Below are 17,464 nucleotides of genomic sequence, written 5' to 3' on the forward strand. Positions count from 1 at the left end.
TTTTCCGGCAATGAAAACGTTTGTTTTGCAGCGCATTGGAAAAATATCCATTAGGTCCTATTATCGTCGCTGCATATAAACCGAGCCGTTCCACGCAAGCAGCGGCGCGCATACAGGATCATGGCCCGGTGTTTTCTAAAGGCGTAGACAGCTTGGACCGCACGCAAGACGATCCGGTGCACTGCATGCCGGGATTGACCGCCGGTCTTTCCGGACGGCTGCTGCTGCTCACGGTCATTTTCGTGATGATCGCCGAAGTGCTGATCTTCGTGCCTTCCGTCGCCAATATGCGTCTTTCCTGGCTGCAGGACCGTCTGAATACGGCCGCCGCCGCCGGCGCGGTGATTGATGGCCTGCAGGCCGAACTGCCGCGAAGCGTGCAGAACGACACGCTGATGGCAACCGGGGCAAAGCTTATCGCGCTGCGAAAGGACGGCACCTCGCGCCTGCTCGCAGTGGCGGAAACACCGCCCGGTGTCGACGAGCAATATGATCTTTCCGATGTTTCGCAGGTGGCGGCGGTGCGGGATGCCTTCTCCACCCTGCTGTTCGGCGGCAACCGCGTCATCCGCGTCTTCGATGTGGTGGGCGACAGCGATACCATCATCGAACTGGTGCTGGGCGAAAACAAGCTGCGGGCGGCGATGCTTGCCTATGCCCGCAACGTTTTCCTGATTTCCATCGTCCTGTCGCTGATCACGGCCGGCCTGATATTCATCTCCATCAACCGCATCATGATCCGGCCGATACGCCGGCTGACGCTCGGCATGCAGAATTTCTCCGAGGATCCAGGCAATCCCGAGCGGATTTTCGTGCCCGAGGAGGGGACGGACGAACTGTCGGTTGCGGGCCGCCATCTTGCGGATATGCAGACCGAACTGCAGAAAACCCTGCGCCAGCAGAAGAACCTTGTGGATCTCGGCCTTGCGGTGTCGAAGATCAACCATGACATGCGCAACATCCTCTCCTCCGCGCAGCTGATGTCCGACCGGCTTGTGGATGCCAAGGACCCGATGGTCAGGAGCTTCGCGCCGAAACTGCTGCGCACCATCGACCGCGCCGTGGCCTATACGGGCGAGGTTCTAGCCTATGGCCAGGCGACCGAAGGCGCGCCGAAACGCAAGATGGTGCAGTTGAGCCTTCTGGTGCGGGATGTGCGCGACATTCTGGCGCTCGATCCCGACAGCGGTATCGAGTTTCACGACAGCGTCCCCCCGGATCTCACGATCGATGCGGATTCCGAACAGCTTTTCCGGGTCATCCATAATCTCTGTCGCAATGCCGTCCAGGCTCTGCAATCCGATGCCACAAATGCCGCGCCGAGACACCTTTCCATCCTGGCCCAGAGGGCCGGCAGCGTCGTCAGCATCGTCATCGACGACAATGGGCCGGGAATGCCGCGCAAGGCCAAGGAGAACCTGTTTTCCGCTTTCCGGGGTTCGGCCCGCTCCGGCGGCACGGGCCTCGGGCTGGTCATTGCCCGCGAACTGGTGCTCGCCCATGGCGGCACCATCGCGCTCGTCGAAAAGCCCGGTCCCGGCACGCAGTTCCGCATTGAAATCGCCGACCGCGCCGCCTCCGTGCAGGCCGCCAGAACCGCCTGAAAAACCCGCGCCGCGACAGGCCCGCGAAATCATTATCTCCGCCGGAATTGACATGGTCTCAGGCCCGTGGAAAACGAGGTTCGTAGAATTTACAATATAATCAATAAGATACATGAATTGCTGCGGAAAAATGACAATTTCCAAACGAAATCGCTTGCATTCGGAATGAGGACGTTTTAGAGGATCGCCACGCCACCGGAAACGACCGGAACGGCACGCACCCGTAGCTCAGCTGGATAGAGCACCAGACTACGAATCTGGGGGTCAGGAGTTCGAATCTCTTCGGGTGCGCCATTTCCTTTCCTAAAAAACGGGTCTTGAAACACGCGATGTTTCTCGCTTGCCATGTGGCTTGAAACGGCGAGTTCGTTCCGCCAGATGCTTCGGCTGCTGCGACACCCGGCAGGACCGAACGAATTCCGAACCTTCCGAATATATGTTAAAATCATCCGGTCATCAGATGGCCCGGGGTGAAAGCCATGTTGGAAGCAGACAAGGTATTTGCAGGTTCGATTCCGGAAAATTACGACCGCTATATGGTGCCGTTGATTTTTGCGCCGTTCGCCACTGATCTGGCGCGACGGGCGGCGGCTTTGATGCCGATTGATATTCTGGAGATTGCTGCGGGAAGCGGTGCCGTCACGCGCAAACTGGCTCCCCGATTATTGCCTGCCGCAAACTATGTGGTGACCGATCTCAATCAGCCTATGCTCGATTTTGCCGCGTCGCAGCAGGCGCCGGATCACCGCATAAGATGGCAACAGGCGGACGCCCAGACCCTACCTTTTGAAAACACTGTTTTCGACCTCGTCTTCTGCCAGTTCGGTGCGATGTTTTTCGGTGATCGCCCGTCGGCCTATCGAGAGGCAAAGCGGGTGCTGAAGCCCGGTGGGCATTATTTATTCAACGTCTGGGATCGCATCGAGGAAAACCACTTCGCGAATGATGTGACGAACGCCTTGGCACGCCTGTTCCCCGATGATCCGCCGTGAACTGGAGGATGCCGGGTTTTCGCGCGTGACGATCGAGACGGTGGCGATGCAAGGCCGCGCCTCTTCGCCGCGTATTCCAGCTGTCGCTTATTGTCAGGGAACTGTTCTGCGGACGGAGATCGAGGCAAGGGCTCCGGGGAAGCTGGATGCCGCGACAGACTACGTCGCCGCGGCCATTGAAGCGCGCCATGGCGGCGGTGAGGTTGCCGCCAAAATTCAGGCGCATGTGATTCTCGCCGCCGTATAAATCGGTGTCTCAAGGCTGGTTTCTCAGTCTATAAACAAGCACCGGGAATATCCCCCAATATTAGTGGTTTTGGGTAGAGGCCTACACAGCAAGGTTTTCCGATCACCCGACATTTCCGGGCTTTCGAGTGTCATCGAACTTTCCCCGAACCTTCGTCATATTGTCATACAATAAAAGCATATGCGCTCCAGAAAAGGAGCGCAGAATGACGCCACAATCACTTGAACTTTCGGGCATCGGCAAAGGCTTCGGGGCCGATGATGTTCTGAAAGAGATCGATCTCTCAATCCGCCCAGGCGAGTTTTTGTCCCTCGTTGGTATGTCGGGCTGCGGCAAGTCCACGCTGTTGCGTATCATTGCGGGTCTGGAAACGCCGGATCGCGGTTCGGTTTCGATCGGCGAGCAGGATGTGACAGAGGTTGATCCGAGCGATCGCAATCTGGCGATGGTTTTCCAGTCTTACGCCCTTTATCCGCATATGAGCGTGCGCCAGAACATCGCGACGCCGCTCAGGATGCGGCGCCTGCCTTTCGCTGCTCGCCTGCCACTGATCGGACGTTTTGCAGCGCCTGCTGAAACATTGAAGCAGATCGATGCCGCCGTTGAACAGGCGGCCGAGACGCTGCAGATCGCGCATCTGCTGGATCGCAAGCCGGCGCAGCTTTCCGGCGGCCAGCGTCAGCGTGTGGCGCTCGCCCGGGCGCTGGTGCGTTCGCCTGCAGCCTTCCTGATGGACGAGCCGCTTTCCAACCTCGATGCGAAACTTCGCGCCCATATGCGTGAGGAACTGGCGGGCCTGCACCGCCGGCTTGGGGCAACCTTCATCTACGTCACCCATGACCAGATCGAAGCCATGACCATGTCCGACCGTATCGCCCTGATGTCGGAAGGCCGCATCGAGCAGCTGGGCACGCCGGACGAGCTTTACCGCAAGCCCGCGACGCTGACGGTCGCGCGTTTTATCGGCACGCCATCGATCAACCTGCTGCCGGTCGAAATCGATGCGCAGGGCAAGATCACGGCTTTTGGACGCGATCTTGCTATTGAAGGTGCCGGCCGTGATGCCGGCCCGGCGACGCTCGGCCTTCGTGCCGAAGACCTGCGCCCGGGCGAAGAAGGTTTTGCCGTGCGCGTGGTGCGCAGTGAAACCCACGGCGCCGATCGTTTCGTGAGCTGCCGCCTGCTGAGCGACGAGACCGTCGCCATCACCCTGCGTCAAGTCGCGGGCGAGGCCCTGGGTGCCGATGCGAATGGCGTCATGAATCTCGGCTTTGCACCGGAACGCGCGCATCTCTTCGCGGCCGATGGCCTGCGTCGCAAGGTGACGGTGCGCGAACGGGTGCCGGCATGACGGCGGTTGATTTCTCCTCGGCTGCACGGGCGAAGGCTCGCCCGCGGCTGTCGAAGGCGGACCGGCGGATGATCTGGCGCGGCCTGATGTTCGCAGCCCCCGCAAGCCTGCTGCTTCTGGCGATCTATATTGTTCCGATGCTCGTTCTGGCCGGTTTTTCCGTCACCGATTACCAGCTGGGTTCGCTCTCCACCCGCTTTGTCGGTCTTGGAAACTTCGTCAAGGCGTTTCAGGATCCGGTTTTTCTGCGCGCCCTAGCCAACACCGCCATCTATGCGCTCATCGTCATTCCCTTCGGCGTCTTTCTGGCGCTCGGCGTGGCTTTGCTCGTATATAACCGCAAGCGCAGCCGCGCTTTCTGGGAAGTGGCTTATTTTCTCCCCGTCACCGCAACACTCGTCGCCATGGCGACCGTGTGGCAGTTCCTGCTGCACCCTTCGCTTGGTCCGGTGAATGCGGCGATCAAATGGCTTGGTCTCGAACCGGTCGCCTTCCTCTCCAATCCCGTACTCCTCATTCCCACCATGGCGCTGATGGGCGTCTGGCAGATCCTCGGGTTCAACATGGTGCTGTTCCTTGCCGGCCTCACGGCCATTTCGAAGGATCTGCACGAGGCGGCGCGGCTGGATGGCGCCAAGAACCCGGTCGACCGGTTCCTGACCGTGACCTGGCCGATGCTTGGGCCGACGACCATGTTCGTGGTGGTCACCACCTCCATTTCGGCCTTCAAGGTGTTCGAGACGGTGGCTGTGTTGACCAAGGGCCGCTTCGGATCGGAAACCCTGCTGTTCGATCTTTATCTCGAAGGTTTCGAATATTCCAACACCGGTTATGCCGCCGCGCTGACGATTATCTTCCTCGCGATCGTGCTGGTCCTGTCTATCGGCCAGACGCTGCACATGGACCGGAAGGTGCACTACTGATGGCCGCATTGCGCAAATATTTCCCGCATCTCGTGCTTGCGCTGGGCGCTTTCGTGATGCTCCTGCCGTTCTACTGGATGGTGTTGACCTCGATCCGCTCGCCGGCGGAAATCTTCGATGTCTCGCTCTGGCCGATCCCGCAAAAATTCGACGCTGTCGATAATTACGCCCGGGCGGCGGGTCAGGTGCCGATGGCGCGTTTCATGCTGAACGGCGTCATTGTCTGCGTCGGCATTCTCGTCGTGCAGGTGCTGACATCGGTTCCGGCTGCCTATGCGCTGGCAAAGCTCCGGTTCCCGGGCCGCAAGCTGCTGCTGGGCCTCGTTATTGCGGCGCTCTGCGTTCCCATTCAGGCGCTTGCATTGCCGCTTTTCGTTGGTCTGGCCAAGACGGAACTTCTGAATACCTATTTCGCGATGATGATGCCGTTCTTCCTTTCGGTCTTCGCTATCTTCCTGTTCAACCAGTCCTTCCGCAGCTATCCGAATGAAATCATTGAGGCTGCCCGCATGGACGGGTTCTCGGAAATGGAGATTTGCTGGGGACTGGTCCTTCGCGGGTCGTTGCCTTCGCTCGCCGCCTTCTCGATCTTCTCGCTCGTTGCCCACTGGAACGACCTGTATTGGCCGATGATCGTGGTCTCCGACACCAATCTCGCCCCGCCGCCGCTTGGCATGATGCTTTTCGCCGATGTCGAATCCGGCGCGAATTATGGTGCGCTGATGGCGGGCGCCACACTGATTACCGCGCCGATGGTGCTGTGCTTCCTCCTCGCACGACGGCACTTCATCGCCGGTATTACCATGACCGGCGTCAAGTGACGCCGTTCAGACTTCCTCCTCCCAACCTCTCTGGAGACTGACATGAAACTCAACCGACGCGCTGTGATGGGCGGTCTGGCTCTCGGCATGGCTTTTGCGGGCCTCGCTCAGCCGGTTCTGGCCAATGAAATCACGCTCAACGTTCTCTACAACCTGCCGGGCTTCACCAAGTTTCATCAGCCGCTGGCCGATGAATTCATGAAGAAGAACCCTGATGTGAAGATCAACTTCCTCGCTCCGGCTGCCGGTTACAACGAAGGCCAGCAGCAGGTTCTGCGCTCTGCCGTCACTGGCAATCTGCCTGACGTTTATTTCTCGGGTTACAACCTGACGGCGGAACTCGTTCACACGCTTGCACCGCGCAACCAGATCACCGATCTCGGCCCGTTCATTCAGGCTGAAGGCGGTCAGGCTTTCCTCGACAAGAACTACAGCCCGAAGATGGCGGCACTCGGCCAGATCGACGGCAAGCAGTACGGTCTGCCGGTCAACGCCTCCTCGCCGATCATCTACATCAACTCCGACCTCGTCACCAAGGCTGGCGGTGATCCGGACAAGATGCCGACGACCTTTGCCGAGCTCATTGCTCTTGCAAAGAAGATCAAGGCTCTCGACCCCAAGTTCGCCGGCATGAGCTACGACATTAACGGCTGGCCGGATGACTGGTTGTGGCAGGCGCTCATCGTCGAACAGGGCGGCAAGCTCGTTGACGAGAAGGCCAAGACCGTTGGCTTCGACAACGAGATCGGCCTCAACGCCCTGAAGATGACCCGCCAGTTCGTCACCGAAGGCGGCCAGAACCTGCTCGACTGGGATCAGTCCCGCCAGCAGTTCGGTGCAGGCCTTACCGGCTTCATCTTCTCGACGCCCGCCCACGTTCAGACGATCCAGGGTCTGGTCGGCGACCGCTTCAAACTGAAGACGGCGACCTTCCCGCTCGACAACAAGGAAAAGGGCGGCGTTCCGACCGGCGGCAACTCGGCTGTTATCCTGACCCAGGAAAAGGCCAAGCAGGACGCTGCCTGGAAGTACCTGAAGTGGATCACCGGTCCGGAAGCGCAGAACACCATCGTTCGCATCACCGGTTACCTGCCGACCAACAAGCTGGCAACCGGCCCGGACTTCCTCGCTCCCTATTATGTCGAGAACCCGAATGTGAAGACCGCTTCGCTTCAGGCTGACCGTTCTCTGCCCTGGGCCGGTTATCCGGGTGGCGATTCCGTCCGCATCTGGCGCACGCAGCGCGACATCATCGGCACGGTCATGCGCGGTGAGGTGACGCCGGAAGCCGGTCTCAAGCAGATCGTCGAGCAGACCAACGCCCTGCTGAAATAAGCAGAACGACTGAAAAGGCTGCGGGGAAATCCGTTCCCGCAGCCATTTTGTGCAGAAAGACCCGTTATGAAGATCATCCAGATTACCGACACCCATCTCGTACCGCCCGGCATTGCTGTAAACGGCGTCGACCCGGAAAAGCAGCTGCGTGCGGCGGTGGCCGATATTGTCGAAAAACACGCCGACGCCGATCTTCTTGTCATGACGGGTGATCTTTGTAATTACGGCGAGCCGGAAGCCTATGAGCTGCTTCGCGATATCCTCACACCGGTCTCCATGCCGGTGAGGCTGATGCTCGGAAATCATGACCGTCGACCGGAATTCGTGGCCGCCTTTCCCGAGCAGCCGCGCGACGATAACGGTTATATCCAGTCCTTCATCGATACGGATTTTGGCCGTTTGCTGTTTCTCGACAGCCACGAAGCCGATGTCATAGGCGGCATGTATGGCGCGGATCGTCTGGCATGGCTGGAGAGTGCGCTGGAAGGCGCAGGCGATCTGCCGGTGACGGTTTTCATTCACCATCCGCCGATGGATTGCGGCATCCGCCATTTCGAACATATCGGCATGCATGATGACGGTGCTGTCATGCGCCGCCTCTCCGCCCATCCGGCCGGCATACGTCACATCATTTTTGGCCACATCCATGTGCCGATGGCGGGCACGACGGCGGAAGGCATAGCTTACAGCTCCGGTCAGGCTTGCGCACACCGTTTCATCACCGATATCGATGTTGTCGATCCGCTGTGGACGGGCGGCAATCCCTGTTACCGGGTCATAAGCCTCGGCGCATTTGGCCTGCGTGCCTATGATGCGGAGGTGGGGCAGGTCGTGCTCGGTCAGGCTCCTGTCTGCGAAGGCCCCTGACACCGGACGATTTCCGTGTTGCAGAGATGACCTCCGCCTCGTCGCCTGTTGCGGGTGGTGAGGGAGAGGTCTTTGCCGACTACAAGGCTGCGGTGGTGAGAAGACCCCGCGGCCTGTCGCGCCGATGCGTCACTTGAGGTTTGTTGAACGGATTTGATACGCGAGAGCCATGGTTCCGTTCGCACCCTTGATCTATGTCAGTTTCATCGATGAAACTGCGCGCCATAGTCGCCGTGAGGTGGCCAGCCAAATGCCGTGCCATCGTGATGACAGATCATGGAGAAGTGCATGCTTGAAAAGCGTATCCGCAACGCGTCCCTCTTGAACAGGATCGTCAGCGCCGAAGAGGCCGCCAGTCTCATTCAGGATGGCATGACGGTAGGCATGAGCGGCTTTACGCGGGCCGGGGAAGCGAAGGCCGTGCCGCTGGCGCTGGCCGAGCGCGCCAAGACACATCCCATGAAAATCACCCTTATGACCGGTGCGTCGCTGGGCAACGATCTTGACAAGACCATGGTCGAGGCGGGAATGCTGGCGCGCCGCATGCCGTTCCAGTCCGATCCGGCTTTGCGCAGGGCGATCAATGACGGCAAGGTGATGTTCATTGATCAGCATCTTTCCGAAACGGTCGAGCAATTGCGCGGCGGCCAGATTCACGGGGTCGATATCGCCATTGTCGAGGCCGTGGCGATCACGGCGGAAGGCGGCATCATTCCTACCACCTCCGTCGGCAATTCCGCGAGCTTCGCCATTCTGGCCGACAAGGTCATCGTCGAGATCAACCTGTCGCAGCCCGAGGTGCTGGAGGGGCTGCATGACATCTTCATTCCCGCCAGGCGCCCGACCCGCATGCCCATTCCGGTGGTGGCAACGGATAGCCGTGTTGGCCTGCCCTTCATTCCGGTGCCGCCGGAAAAGATCGCCGCCATCGTTCTGAGCGACAAGAGCGACAGTTTTTCAACCGTGCTGCCGCCTGACGATGGGACCAAGGCCATTGCCGGCCATCTCACCGAGTTCCTGTTGAACGAGGTGCGTCACGGCCGCATGACCCATGAACTCCAGCCGCTTCAGGCCGGCATCGGCACCATCGCCAATGCTGTCATGCATGGTTTCATCGATACGCCGTTTCACGACCTCAAAATGTATTCGGAGGTCTTGCAGGATTCGACTTTCGAACTGTTTGATGCGGGCAAGCTGACCTTTGCCTCGGGTTCATCGATCACCCTGTCTTCCGCCATGAACGAGCAGGTCATGCCGCGACTGGCCGATTACAAGAGCAGATTGATCCTGCGCCCGCAGGAGGTCAGCAATCACCCGGAAGTCATCCGCCGCCTTGGCATTATCGGCATCAACACGGCGCTGGAATTCGATATTTACGGAAACGTCAATTCCACCCATGTCGGCGGAACGCACATGATGAACGGCATCGGCGGCTCGGGGGATTTCGCCCGCAACGCCTATATGTCCATCTTCGTCACCAAATCGATCGCCAAGGGCGGAGCCATTTCCAGCGTAGTGCCCATGGTCAGCCATGTCGATCATACCGAACATGATGTCGATATTCTCGTGACCGAGACCGGGCTTGCCGATCTGCGCGGTCTCGCACCTCGCGAGCGCGCGGCGGTTATCATCGCGAACTGTGTGCACCCCCAATATCGTGATGCGCTGACGGATTATTATCAGCGCGCGGTGGCGCGGGGAGGGCACACGCCGCATCTCATTGAAGAGGCGCTATCCTGGCATGAGGCGCTGCGCGAAAGGGGCACGATGCTGCCGCAGAAATAGGCCTGCGTTTTTTAAAGGTGCCCTCGCTGCCGGCTCAACCGCCATACAATTGGGTCCGTTTGGACACACCGGGGCGGAAATTGTCCGCTCTAGTGGTCAGGTTGCTGGCGCGGCGGTTCCGCCTCCGGTAGAAAATCCTCTCCCCCGGCTGCTTTCCGGCTGCCTCTGGGTTGTAGGAGAGTGATGTGATGCCCATTCGCTTCGTGGCCGTAATCGCCATTGTCGCCCTGCTCGCCGGTTGCGGGGGGCGTCCGATCGGGGTCATGACGCCGACGGGGCAGACCGTGGCGGGAACCACGCCGGTCAATCTTCTCGTCGCCACCACCCGCGCGCCATCGGAAAACGCCGCCGTGCTTTTTGGCGGCGAGCGTGGAACGGGTCTGAAGGTGGATGCGGTGACGGTTTCCATTCCGCCCAACGCCAACCGCAAGGTCGGGCAGGTGCAATGGCCGAAGAAGCTGCCGCCCAATCCGCTGAAGGATTTCACCACGGTGGCGGTGGAGCCCATTCGCTCCGAAGCCGAGACCAGAAGCTGGATCGGCAGACACATCCAGAAGGACCGGCGCGTGCTGGTCTTCGTTCACGGTTTCAACAACCGGTACGAGGAATCCGTTTATCGCTTCGCGCAGATCGTCCATGATTCCGGCACTGACGTCGTGCCCGTCGTCTTCACCTGGCCGTCGCGAGCGAGCATCTTTGACTATAACTACGACAAGGAAAGCACCAACTATTCGCGCGATGCGCTGGAGGAAATGTTGACCCGCCTCGCCAAGGACAGGTCCATCGGCGAGGTCACGGTCATGGCCCATTCCATGGGCACCTGGCTTGCGGTGGAGGCGCTGCGCCAGATGGCCATCCGCAATGGCCGTGTCGATCCGAAGATCGGCAATGTCATCCTCGCGGCGCCGGATCTGGATGTGGACGTGTTCAGCCGGCAATTTGCAAGCCTCGGCAAAACCCCGCCGAAATTCACGCTTTTCGTTTCGCAGGATGACCGCGCGCTCAGCCTGTCGCGCCGCATTTCTGGCAATGTCGACCGTCTCGGCCAGATCGATCCATCTGTCGAGCCCTATCGCAGCGAGCTTGAAAAAGCCGGTATCACAGTTCTCGATCTCACCAAGCTGCAATCCGGCGACCGACTGAACCATGGCAAATTTGCCGAGAGCCCCGAGGTCGTGCGTCTGATTGGCGACCGCCTTATCGCCGGGCAGACGGTAACGGATTCCGACGTCGGTCTCGGTGAAGCTCTTGGCGCTGTCAGCATTGGTGCTGCGCAAACCGTTGGGACGGCGGCCAGCGTGGTGGTCAGCGCACCGATTGCAGTCTTCGATCCGCGCACACGGGAAAATTATGGCAGGCAGGTGGAACGACTGGGCCGCTCCATGGAAAACACGGTCGGATCGGTGGGTGATACGGCCGGCTCCGTGGTGGACGATCAGGCGCTTCAATCGTCAAGGGTGAACTGCGATGCTGCTGCCAACCGAAACCGGGCGGAATGCCGTAACCGCTAGACTACGATGCGAGAGAGGGGGGCGGAAACGCTAAGCGTTTTTGTCATCACGCTCCCGTAGTTTTGTATACAGCTTGTATTTTTATCTGTATGGTCCGGTTAACAGCTCAACTTCCGGAGTAAGACCCCATGCGTTGGAAACGCACTCTCCAGCTTCTCGATGTCCATTGCGAAGGCGAAATCGGCCGTGTCGTCACCGGCGGCGCGCCGAAAATTCCTGGCAATACCGTGGCCGAACAGCTTCACTGGATGAATACCGATCCGCAGGGAGAGGCTCTGCGCCGCTTCCTGACACTGGAACCGCGCGGCACGCCCATGGGCTCGGTCAATCTTCTCCTGCCGCCGAAACATCCGGATGCGCATGCGGCTTTCGTCATTCTCCAGCCGGATCAGGCGCATGCCAGCTCGGGCTCCAATTCCATCTGCGCAACGACGGCGCTTCTGGAAAGCGGCATGGTGGAAATGCAGGAGCCGGAAACCGTCATCATTCTGGAAACGGCGGCCGGTCTGGTAAAGGCCACGGCCACCTGCCGCGACGGACGCTGCGAAAAGGTCAAGCTGACCATGGTGCCGTCCTTCGTGCACGAGCTGGATGTCAGCATCGACACGCCCGAATGGGGCAAGGTGACGATGGATATCTCCTATGGCGGCATTTTTTATGCGCTGGTCGATGTCCGCCAGATCGGTCTCACGATCGAAAAGGCCAATGCCGCGAAGCTGGTCTCGGCGGGCATGATCCTGAAAGATTTGGTCAACCGCGAAATGACGGTCGTCCATCCTGAAATCCCGGCCATCTCAGGCGTCGCCTATGTGATGTTCCGGGATGTGGATGCGGACGGTTCCATCCGCACCTGCACCACCATGTGGCCGGGCCGGGCGGATCGTTCGCCCTGCGGAACCGGCAACTCCGCCAATCTTGCCACGCTTTATGCGCGCGGCAAGGTGAAGGTGGGAGATGAATATAAATCCCGCTCGATCATCGGTTCGGAATTCGATGTCGGCCTTTCCGCCGTCACCGAGGTGGCGGGCCGTCCTGCCGTCATTCCAACCATCGCCGGGCGCGGCTTCACCTTCGGTCTGCATCAGGTTGGTCTCGATCCCTTCGACCCCCTGGCTGATGGTTTCGCGATGACCGATGTCTGGGGTCCGGAGGCGGGTAACATCTGAGCCACGCCTCAAAAAAATGACATTTACAGCTGCCTGATGGACTTTGGCGGCTGTTTTCCCGCGGCAAAAGATGCTAAGCGGGCGCCAATTCCGTCATGCTCCGAGGTATCCCGATGAAGTCGCTCACCCTGCGCCGCCCTGATGACTGGCACCTGCACCTGCGTGACGGGGCAATGCTGGAAGGGGTGATCGGGGATACGAGCCGCCATTTCGCCCGCGCCATCATCATGCCGAACCTGGTGCCCCCGGTCGTCACCACGGCCGATGCCCGCGCCTATCGCGAACGCATTGTCAGGGCCATTCCGGCGGGCGATCGTTTCGAGCCGCTGATGACCCTCTATCTGACTGAAGACACGCAGGCCGACGACGTGGAAGAGGGCAAAAAAAGCGGCCTCATCACCGCCGTAAAGCTCTATCCGGCTGGCGCGACCACCAACTCCCACGGGGGTGTGCGCGATTTCAACAAGGCCATGCCGGTTCTGGAGCGCATGGCGAAAATCGGCCTGCCGCTCTGCGTGCATGGCGAGGTAACGACACCGGAAGTCGATATTTTCGACCGCGAGAAAGCCTTCATCGATACGGTTCTGGAACCCCTGCGCCAGCGTCTGCCGGAACTCAAGGTGACGATGGAGCACATCACCACCCACGACGGCGTGGATTATATCAAGTCGTCCAAGGCCAATCTGGCCGGCTCGATCACCACGCACCACCTCATAATCAACCGCAATGCCATTCTGGTTGGCGGTATCAAGCCGCATTATTATTGCCTGCCCGTTGCCAAGCGCGAGGAGCACCGGCTGGCGCTGCGGGCTGCTGCGACTTCGGGCGACGCCCGCTTCTTCCTCGGCACGGATTCCGCCCCGCATGTGGACCCGCTGAAGGAATGCGCCTGCGGCTGCGCCGGCATTTACACCTCCATCAACACCATGAGCTGCCTTGCCCATGTCTTCGAGGATGAAAACGCCCTCGATAAACTGGAAGCCTTCGCTTCGCTCAACGGCCCGGCCTGGTATGGTCTTGCACCGAACGAGGAGACGATCACGCTGATCAAACGCGAGGAGCCGGTGTCGTTTCCCGCCAAGATCGAGACGGGCGCCGGGCCGGTGACCGTATTCGACCCGATGTTCCCGCTCCATTGGGATGTAAGCTGATTTTTTTGACCGCCGGCACTGCCGGCGGTTTTGTTATGGTCCTCAGGCATCCACCCATAAATTTCGGTGCCGCCTGCGGATGCCTGCAATGCTGAATCGAGATGCTGTGCTTTCCGAAAACCGATCCGGGTTTTCGGAGCGATAAACCAAGGCCGAAAAAGGAGAACGCCTATGAACCATTTCACATTCACTGACCGCACCGTTGTTGCGGAACTGGTTGCGAAGATGTTGTGGGAAATCAAGGCGGTCCATTTCAATTCCGAAAGCCCCTACACCTTCGCTTCAGGCATGAAGAGCCCGGTTTACATCGATATGCGCAAGCTCATCTCCTTCCCGCGCATCCGCTCGGCGGCAATGGATTTTGCGGCGGCGGCTGTCATGCGCGAGGCCGGTTTCGAGAAGTTCGACTGTGTGGCGGGCGGTGAAACGGCCGGCATTCCCTTTGCCGCCTTCCTTGCCGAGCGCCTTGGCCTGCCGATGATCTATTGCCGCAAGAAGCCGAAAGGCCATGGCCGCAACGCCCAGATCGAAGGCCATATGCCGGAAGGCGCACGCGTTCTCGTCATCGAGGATCTGACGACGGCCGGCGGCTCGATGTTCACCTTCATCGACGCCATCCGTGCGGCGGGCGGTATCGTCGATCACGGCATTGCGCTCTTCTATTACGGCATCTTCGAAGAGGCCGAAGCGCGCTTCGCCAACGGCAATGTCAAGCTGCATTACCTGACGACCTGGCGCGACGTTCTGGCGGTCGCCCGCGCTGAAAAACTGTTTGACGAAGAGACCCTGTCCGAGGTCGAGGCCTTCCTCGATAACCCCCTGCCGTGGTCGGCAAAGCGCGGCGGTGTCAGCGAATTGCCGCAATCGTGATTTCGGATGCGGCCAGCCCGGTTTTGCGGCTGGCCTTCCGATCGATCTTCGTCTAAATCGATTTAAGTCCATTTGATTTGCTGTTTGAGGAGGACCGTAATGATCCTGTGTTGTGGTGAAGCCCTGATCGACATGCTGCCCCGGCAGACGACGCTGGGTGAGGCTGGTTTTGCCCCCTATGCAGGCGGAGCGGTCTTCAACACGGCGATTGCGCTGGGGCGTCTCGGCGTCCCATCCGCGTTCTTCACAGGTCTTTCCGACGACATGATGGGCGATATCCTGCGGACAACCCTGCGGGCGAGCAATGTGGATTTCAGCTATTGCGCAATGCTTTCGCGGCCGACCACGATCGCCTTCGTCAAGCTCATCGATGGCCATGCCACATACGCTTTTTATGACGAGAATACCGCCGGCAGGATGATTACCGAGGCCGATCTTCCGGCGCTTGGCGCGGATTGCGAGGCGCTGCATTTCGGCGCCATCAGTCTCATTCCGGAACCTTGCGGCAGTACCTATGAGGCGCTGCTGGTACGCGAGCACCAAAGCCGCGTCATTTCGCTCGATCCGAATATCCGCCCCGGTTTCATCAAGGACAAGCAGGCGCATATGGCTCGCATCCTCCGTATGGCGGCGAAGTCTGACATCGTAAAATTCTCCGACGAAGACCTTGAATGGTTCGGAGTGGAAGGCGACGAGGAGACGCTTGCACGCCACTGGCTGCATCATGGCGCAAAACTCGTCGTGGTCACCCGGGGCGCCAAGGGTGCCGTTGGTTATTCGGCCAATTTCAAGGTGGAAGTGGCGTCCGAACGGGTAGAGGTAGTCGATACGGTCGGTGCGGGCGATACATTCGATGCCGGCATTCTCGCTTCGCTGAAAATGCAGGGCCTTCTGACCAAGGCGCAGGTTGCCTCGCTGACGGAAGAGCAGATCAGGAAGGCTTTGGCGCTGGGTGCGAAGGCTGCGGCGGTCACGGTCTCGCGGGCCGGCGCGAATCCACCCTTTGCGCATGAGATCGGTTTGTGATGGGCGCGGTTGAACCATTTTGAACAGGTGGTTCAACACTCTTCCCGCCGCTAAAGCCGTAAAAAACCGTTATTTCGATATTATGAAGCTTGTGTCCGCTGTTTTTTCACGAAACAAGCATCGCATGAGCGTTCCCAAGTCCCATCCTTTTGATTTCGACCCGACCTATGGCATGCAGCGTGAACAGTTGCTGGCCATCACCCCGCCCGAGGCGCCGCCGGGCTTCGATGATTTCTGGAAAAAGCGCCATCGCCGCGCGCTCGCCACGGATCCTCGACCGGTACTGCGCAAGAGCAGGCTCAGCGACCCCCGCTGGCATGTCCTCGATATGACCTACACCTCCACCGGCGGTTTTCGTATCGGCGGGTGGATGCTGCTGCCGCGCGAGGGGCAGGTGCGTCGCGGCCTCGTTGTGGGCCATGGTTATGGCGGTCGCGAGGCTCCTGATTTCGACGTGCCGGTGGAAGAAACAGCCGTGCTGTTTCCCTGTTTTCGCGGGCTTTCGCTGAGCGCCTGCCCGCCGATCTCGTCCGACCCGGCCCTCCATGTTCTCTATAATATCGACAGGAAAGACGATTACATCATTGGCGGCTGCGTCGATGATCTGTGGGTTGCCGTTTCCACGCTCATAAGCCTTTATCCCTGGCTGGAGGGGCAGGTGGGTTATAGCGGCATCAGTTTCGGCGGCGGCATTGGCGCCCTGGCCATCCCTTTCGACGAGCGTATTGATCGCGGCCATCTGGTGGTCCCGACATTCGGACACCGGCCGTTCTGGCTGACGCTGCCCACCGTCGGCAGCGCGGATGCGGTTCAGACGTACCAGAAGACCCATGCCAATGTGCTTGAAACGCTGCGCCTGTTCGATGCCGCCTGCGCCGCCGCCCGCATAAAAGTGCCGATGCTGGTCGCGCCTGCGCTTTTCGATCCGGCAGTGGCGCCGCCTTGCCAGTTCGCGGTGGCCAATGCGCTGCCACAATCAAAATTTAATGAAATCTTCATCCTCGACGCCGGACATTTCGATTACCCTGACAGCGCATCGCAAGATGCGGTCCATAAGGACAAGGTCAGACGGTTTTTCAAGGTGCTATGAAACGCGAATATCTCCGCTGGTATAGTCAAAGGCTCCATCGCGACATGGAGCTGTTAATATTCGGCCATTCTGGCGCCAAGGTGCTGATGTTTCCCACCCGCGATGGGCGTTTCTTCGAATATGAGGAACTGGGCCTTGTCGGCAGTCTGGCCGACAAGCTGGAGGCGGGCCACCTTCAGCTCTATTGCATAGAGGGGCTGGCCAGAGAGACCTTCTATGCGGCCGGGCATCATCCCGCCGATCGCATTCGCCGACATGCCGCTTTCGAAGAGTATATTCTGAACGAAGTGCTGCCGCTGATGGCCGAGAAAAACCCGAATAGTGACACGATCGTGCAGGGCTGCAGTCTCGGTGCGTTTCAGGCCGCCAGCCTCGTCTTTCGCCACCCGCATCTTTTTCGCAAGCTCGTCGCCTTTTCCGGTCGTTATGATCTGACGATGAAGGTGGAATCTTTCGGTGACCTGTTCGATGGTTATTACGATGACGATGTTTATTTTCACATGCCGAGCCATTTTCTGCCGGGCCTCGCCTGCCCATGGCGGCTTGATCACCTGCGCCGCATCGACATGGTCTTCACCATCGGCGATGCCGACCCGTTTCTGGACAACAATCATCATCTGAGCCGGGTTCTGTCGGACAAGCAGGTGGGGCATCAGATGCACGTCTGGGACGGCCGCGCCCACCGTGCGGGTGCGTGGCGCAAGATGGCGGCGCTTTATATTTGA

14 protein-coding genes, 1 tRNA gene and 1 pseudogene are annotated in these 17,464 nt (G+C 59.5%); all 16 read left to right on the forward strand.

The genetic code is table 11. The features are described 5' to 3' along the window. Positions 1-185: 185 nt before the first annotated feature. The 16 genes and pseudogenes from V6S97_RS10345 (at position 186) to V6S97_RS10420 (ending at position 17,464) form a co-directional block, all read left to right on the forward strand. Positions 186-1,604 carry an ATP-binding protein gene (locus V6S97_RS10345; RefSeq protein WP_035212580.1) on the forward strand — a complete coding sequence of 473 codons (1,419 nt, stop codon included), beginning with the start codon at positions 186-188 and terminating at the stop codon, positions 1,602-1,604. A 217-nt stretch (positions 1,605-1,821) separates the two neighbouring features. After that, positions 1,822-1,898 (forward strand) — tRNA-Arg (locus tag V6S97_RS10350). 185 nt (positions 1,899-2,083) lie between these two features. Continuing rightward, positions 2,084-2,843 (forward strand): annotated as a pseudogene (locus V6S97_RS10355) (class I SAM-dependent methyltransferase). Positions 2,844-3,048: 205 nt separating this feature from the next. Beyond that, positions 3,049-4,194 (forward strand): ABC transporter ATP-binding protein, encoded by a 1,146-nt coding sequence (locus tag V6S97_RS10360; protein ID WP_020811735.1) that lies wholly within the window; start codon positions 3,049-3,051, stop codon positions 4,192-4,194. After that, on the forward strand, positions 4,191-5,117 hold the full coding sequence (locus V6S97_RS10365; RefSeq protein ID WP_003503653.1) for a carbohydrate ABC transporter permease: 927 nt from the start codon (positions 4,191-4,193) through the stop codon (positions 5,115-5,117). The genes V6S97_RS10360 and V6S97_RS10365 overlap by 4 nt, the downstream gene beginning before the upstream one ends. Continuing rightward, the gene (locus V6S97_RS10370) at positions 5,117-5,938 is read left to right on the forward strand and encodes a carbohydrate ABC transporter permease (RefSeq protein ID WP_003503652.1); all 822 of its coding nucleotides are present in this window, start codon (positions 5,117-5,119) and stop codon (positions 5,936-5,938) included. The genes V6S97_RS10365 and V6S97_RS10370 overlap by 1 nt, the downstream gene beginning before the upstream one ends. Positions 5,939-5,980: 42 nt before the next feature. Next, on the forward strand, positions 5,981-7,273 hold the full coding sequence (locus V6S97_RS10375; protein WP_003503651.1) for an ABC transporter substrate-binding protein: 1,293 nt from the start codon (positions 5,981-5,983) through the stop codon (positions 7,271-7,273). Positions 7,274-7,339: 66 nt separating this feature from the next. Next, positions 7,340-8,140 carry a phosphodiesterase gene (locus tag V6S97_RS10380; protein WP_060722845.1) on the forward strand — a complete coding sequence of 267 codons (801 nt, stop codon included), beginning with the start codon at positions 7,340-7,342 and terminating at the stop codon, positions 8,138-8,140. Between the two features lie 288 nt (positions 8,141-8,428). Further along, positions 8,429-9,925 (forward strand): acetyl-CoA hydrolase/transferase family protein, encoded by a 1,497-nt coding sequence (locus V6S97_RS10385; RefSeq protein ID WP_060722846.1) that lies wholly within the window; start codon positions 8,429-8,431, stop codon positions 9,923-9,925. 188 nt (positions 9,926-10,113) lie between these two features. After that, positions 10,114-11,436 carry an alpha/beta hydrolase gene (locus V6S97_RS10390; RefSeq protein WP_003503627.1) on the forward strand — a complete coding sequence of 441 codons (1,323 nt, stop codon included), beginning with the start codon at positions 10,114-10,116 and terminating at the stop codon, positions 11,434-11,436. Between the two features lie 128 nt (positions 11,437-11,564). Continuing rightward, positions 11,565-12,602, forward strand: coding sequence for a 4-hydroxyproline epimerase (locus V6S97_RS10395; RefSeq protein WP_003503625.1), 1,038 nt, complete (start codon positions 11,565-11,567; stop codon positions 12,600-12,602). A 113-nt stretch (positions 12,603-12,715) separates the two neighbouring features. After that, the gene (pyrC, locus tag V6S97_RS10400; protein ID WP_080866515.1) at positions 12,716-13,753 is read left to right on the forward strand and encodes a dihydroorotase; all 1,038 of its coding nucleotides are present in this window, start codon (positions 12,716-12,718) and stop codon (positions 13,751-13,753) included. A gap of 171 nt (positions 13,754-13,924) precedes the next feature. After that, positions 13,925-14,623, forward strand: coding sequence for an orotate phosphoribosyltransferase (locus tag V6S97_RS10405; protein WP_003503621.1), 699 nt, complete (start codon positions 13,925-13,927; stop codon positions 14,621-14,623). 99 nt (positions 14,624-14,722) lie between these two features. Further along, positions 14,723-15,649 carry a carbohydrate kinase family protein gene (locus V6S97_RS10410; protein ID WP_003503619.1) on the forward strand — a complete coding sequence of 309 codons (927 nt, stop codon included), beginning with the start codon at positions 14,723-14,725 and terminating at the stop codon, positions 15,647-15,649. A gap of 124 nt (positions 15,650-15,773) precedes the next feature. Then, positions 15,774-16,739: an acetylxylan esterase gene (locus tag V6S97_RS10415; RefSeq protein ID WP_080866516.1), complete on the forward strand. Its 966-nt coding sequence runs from the start codon at positions 15,774-15,776 to the stop codon at positions 16,737-16,739. Next, complete coding sequence (locus V6S97_RS10420; protein ID WP_080865788.1) at positions 16,736-17,464, forward strand: esterase family protein; 729 nt, start codon at positions 16,736-16,738, stop codon at positions 17,462-17,464. Before V6S97_RS10415 ends, V6S97_RS10420 begins: the two co-directional genes overlap by 4 nt.

It is taken from the genome of Agrobacterium sp. CCNWLW155 (genome assembly GCF_036888815.1).
GTDB classification, from domain to species: domain Bacteria; phylum Pseudomonadota; class Alphaproteobacteria; order Rhizobiales; family Rhizobiaceae; genus Agrobacterium; species Agrobacterium radiobacter.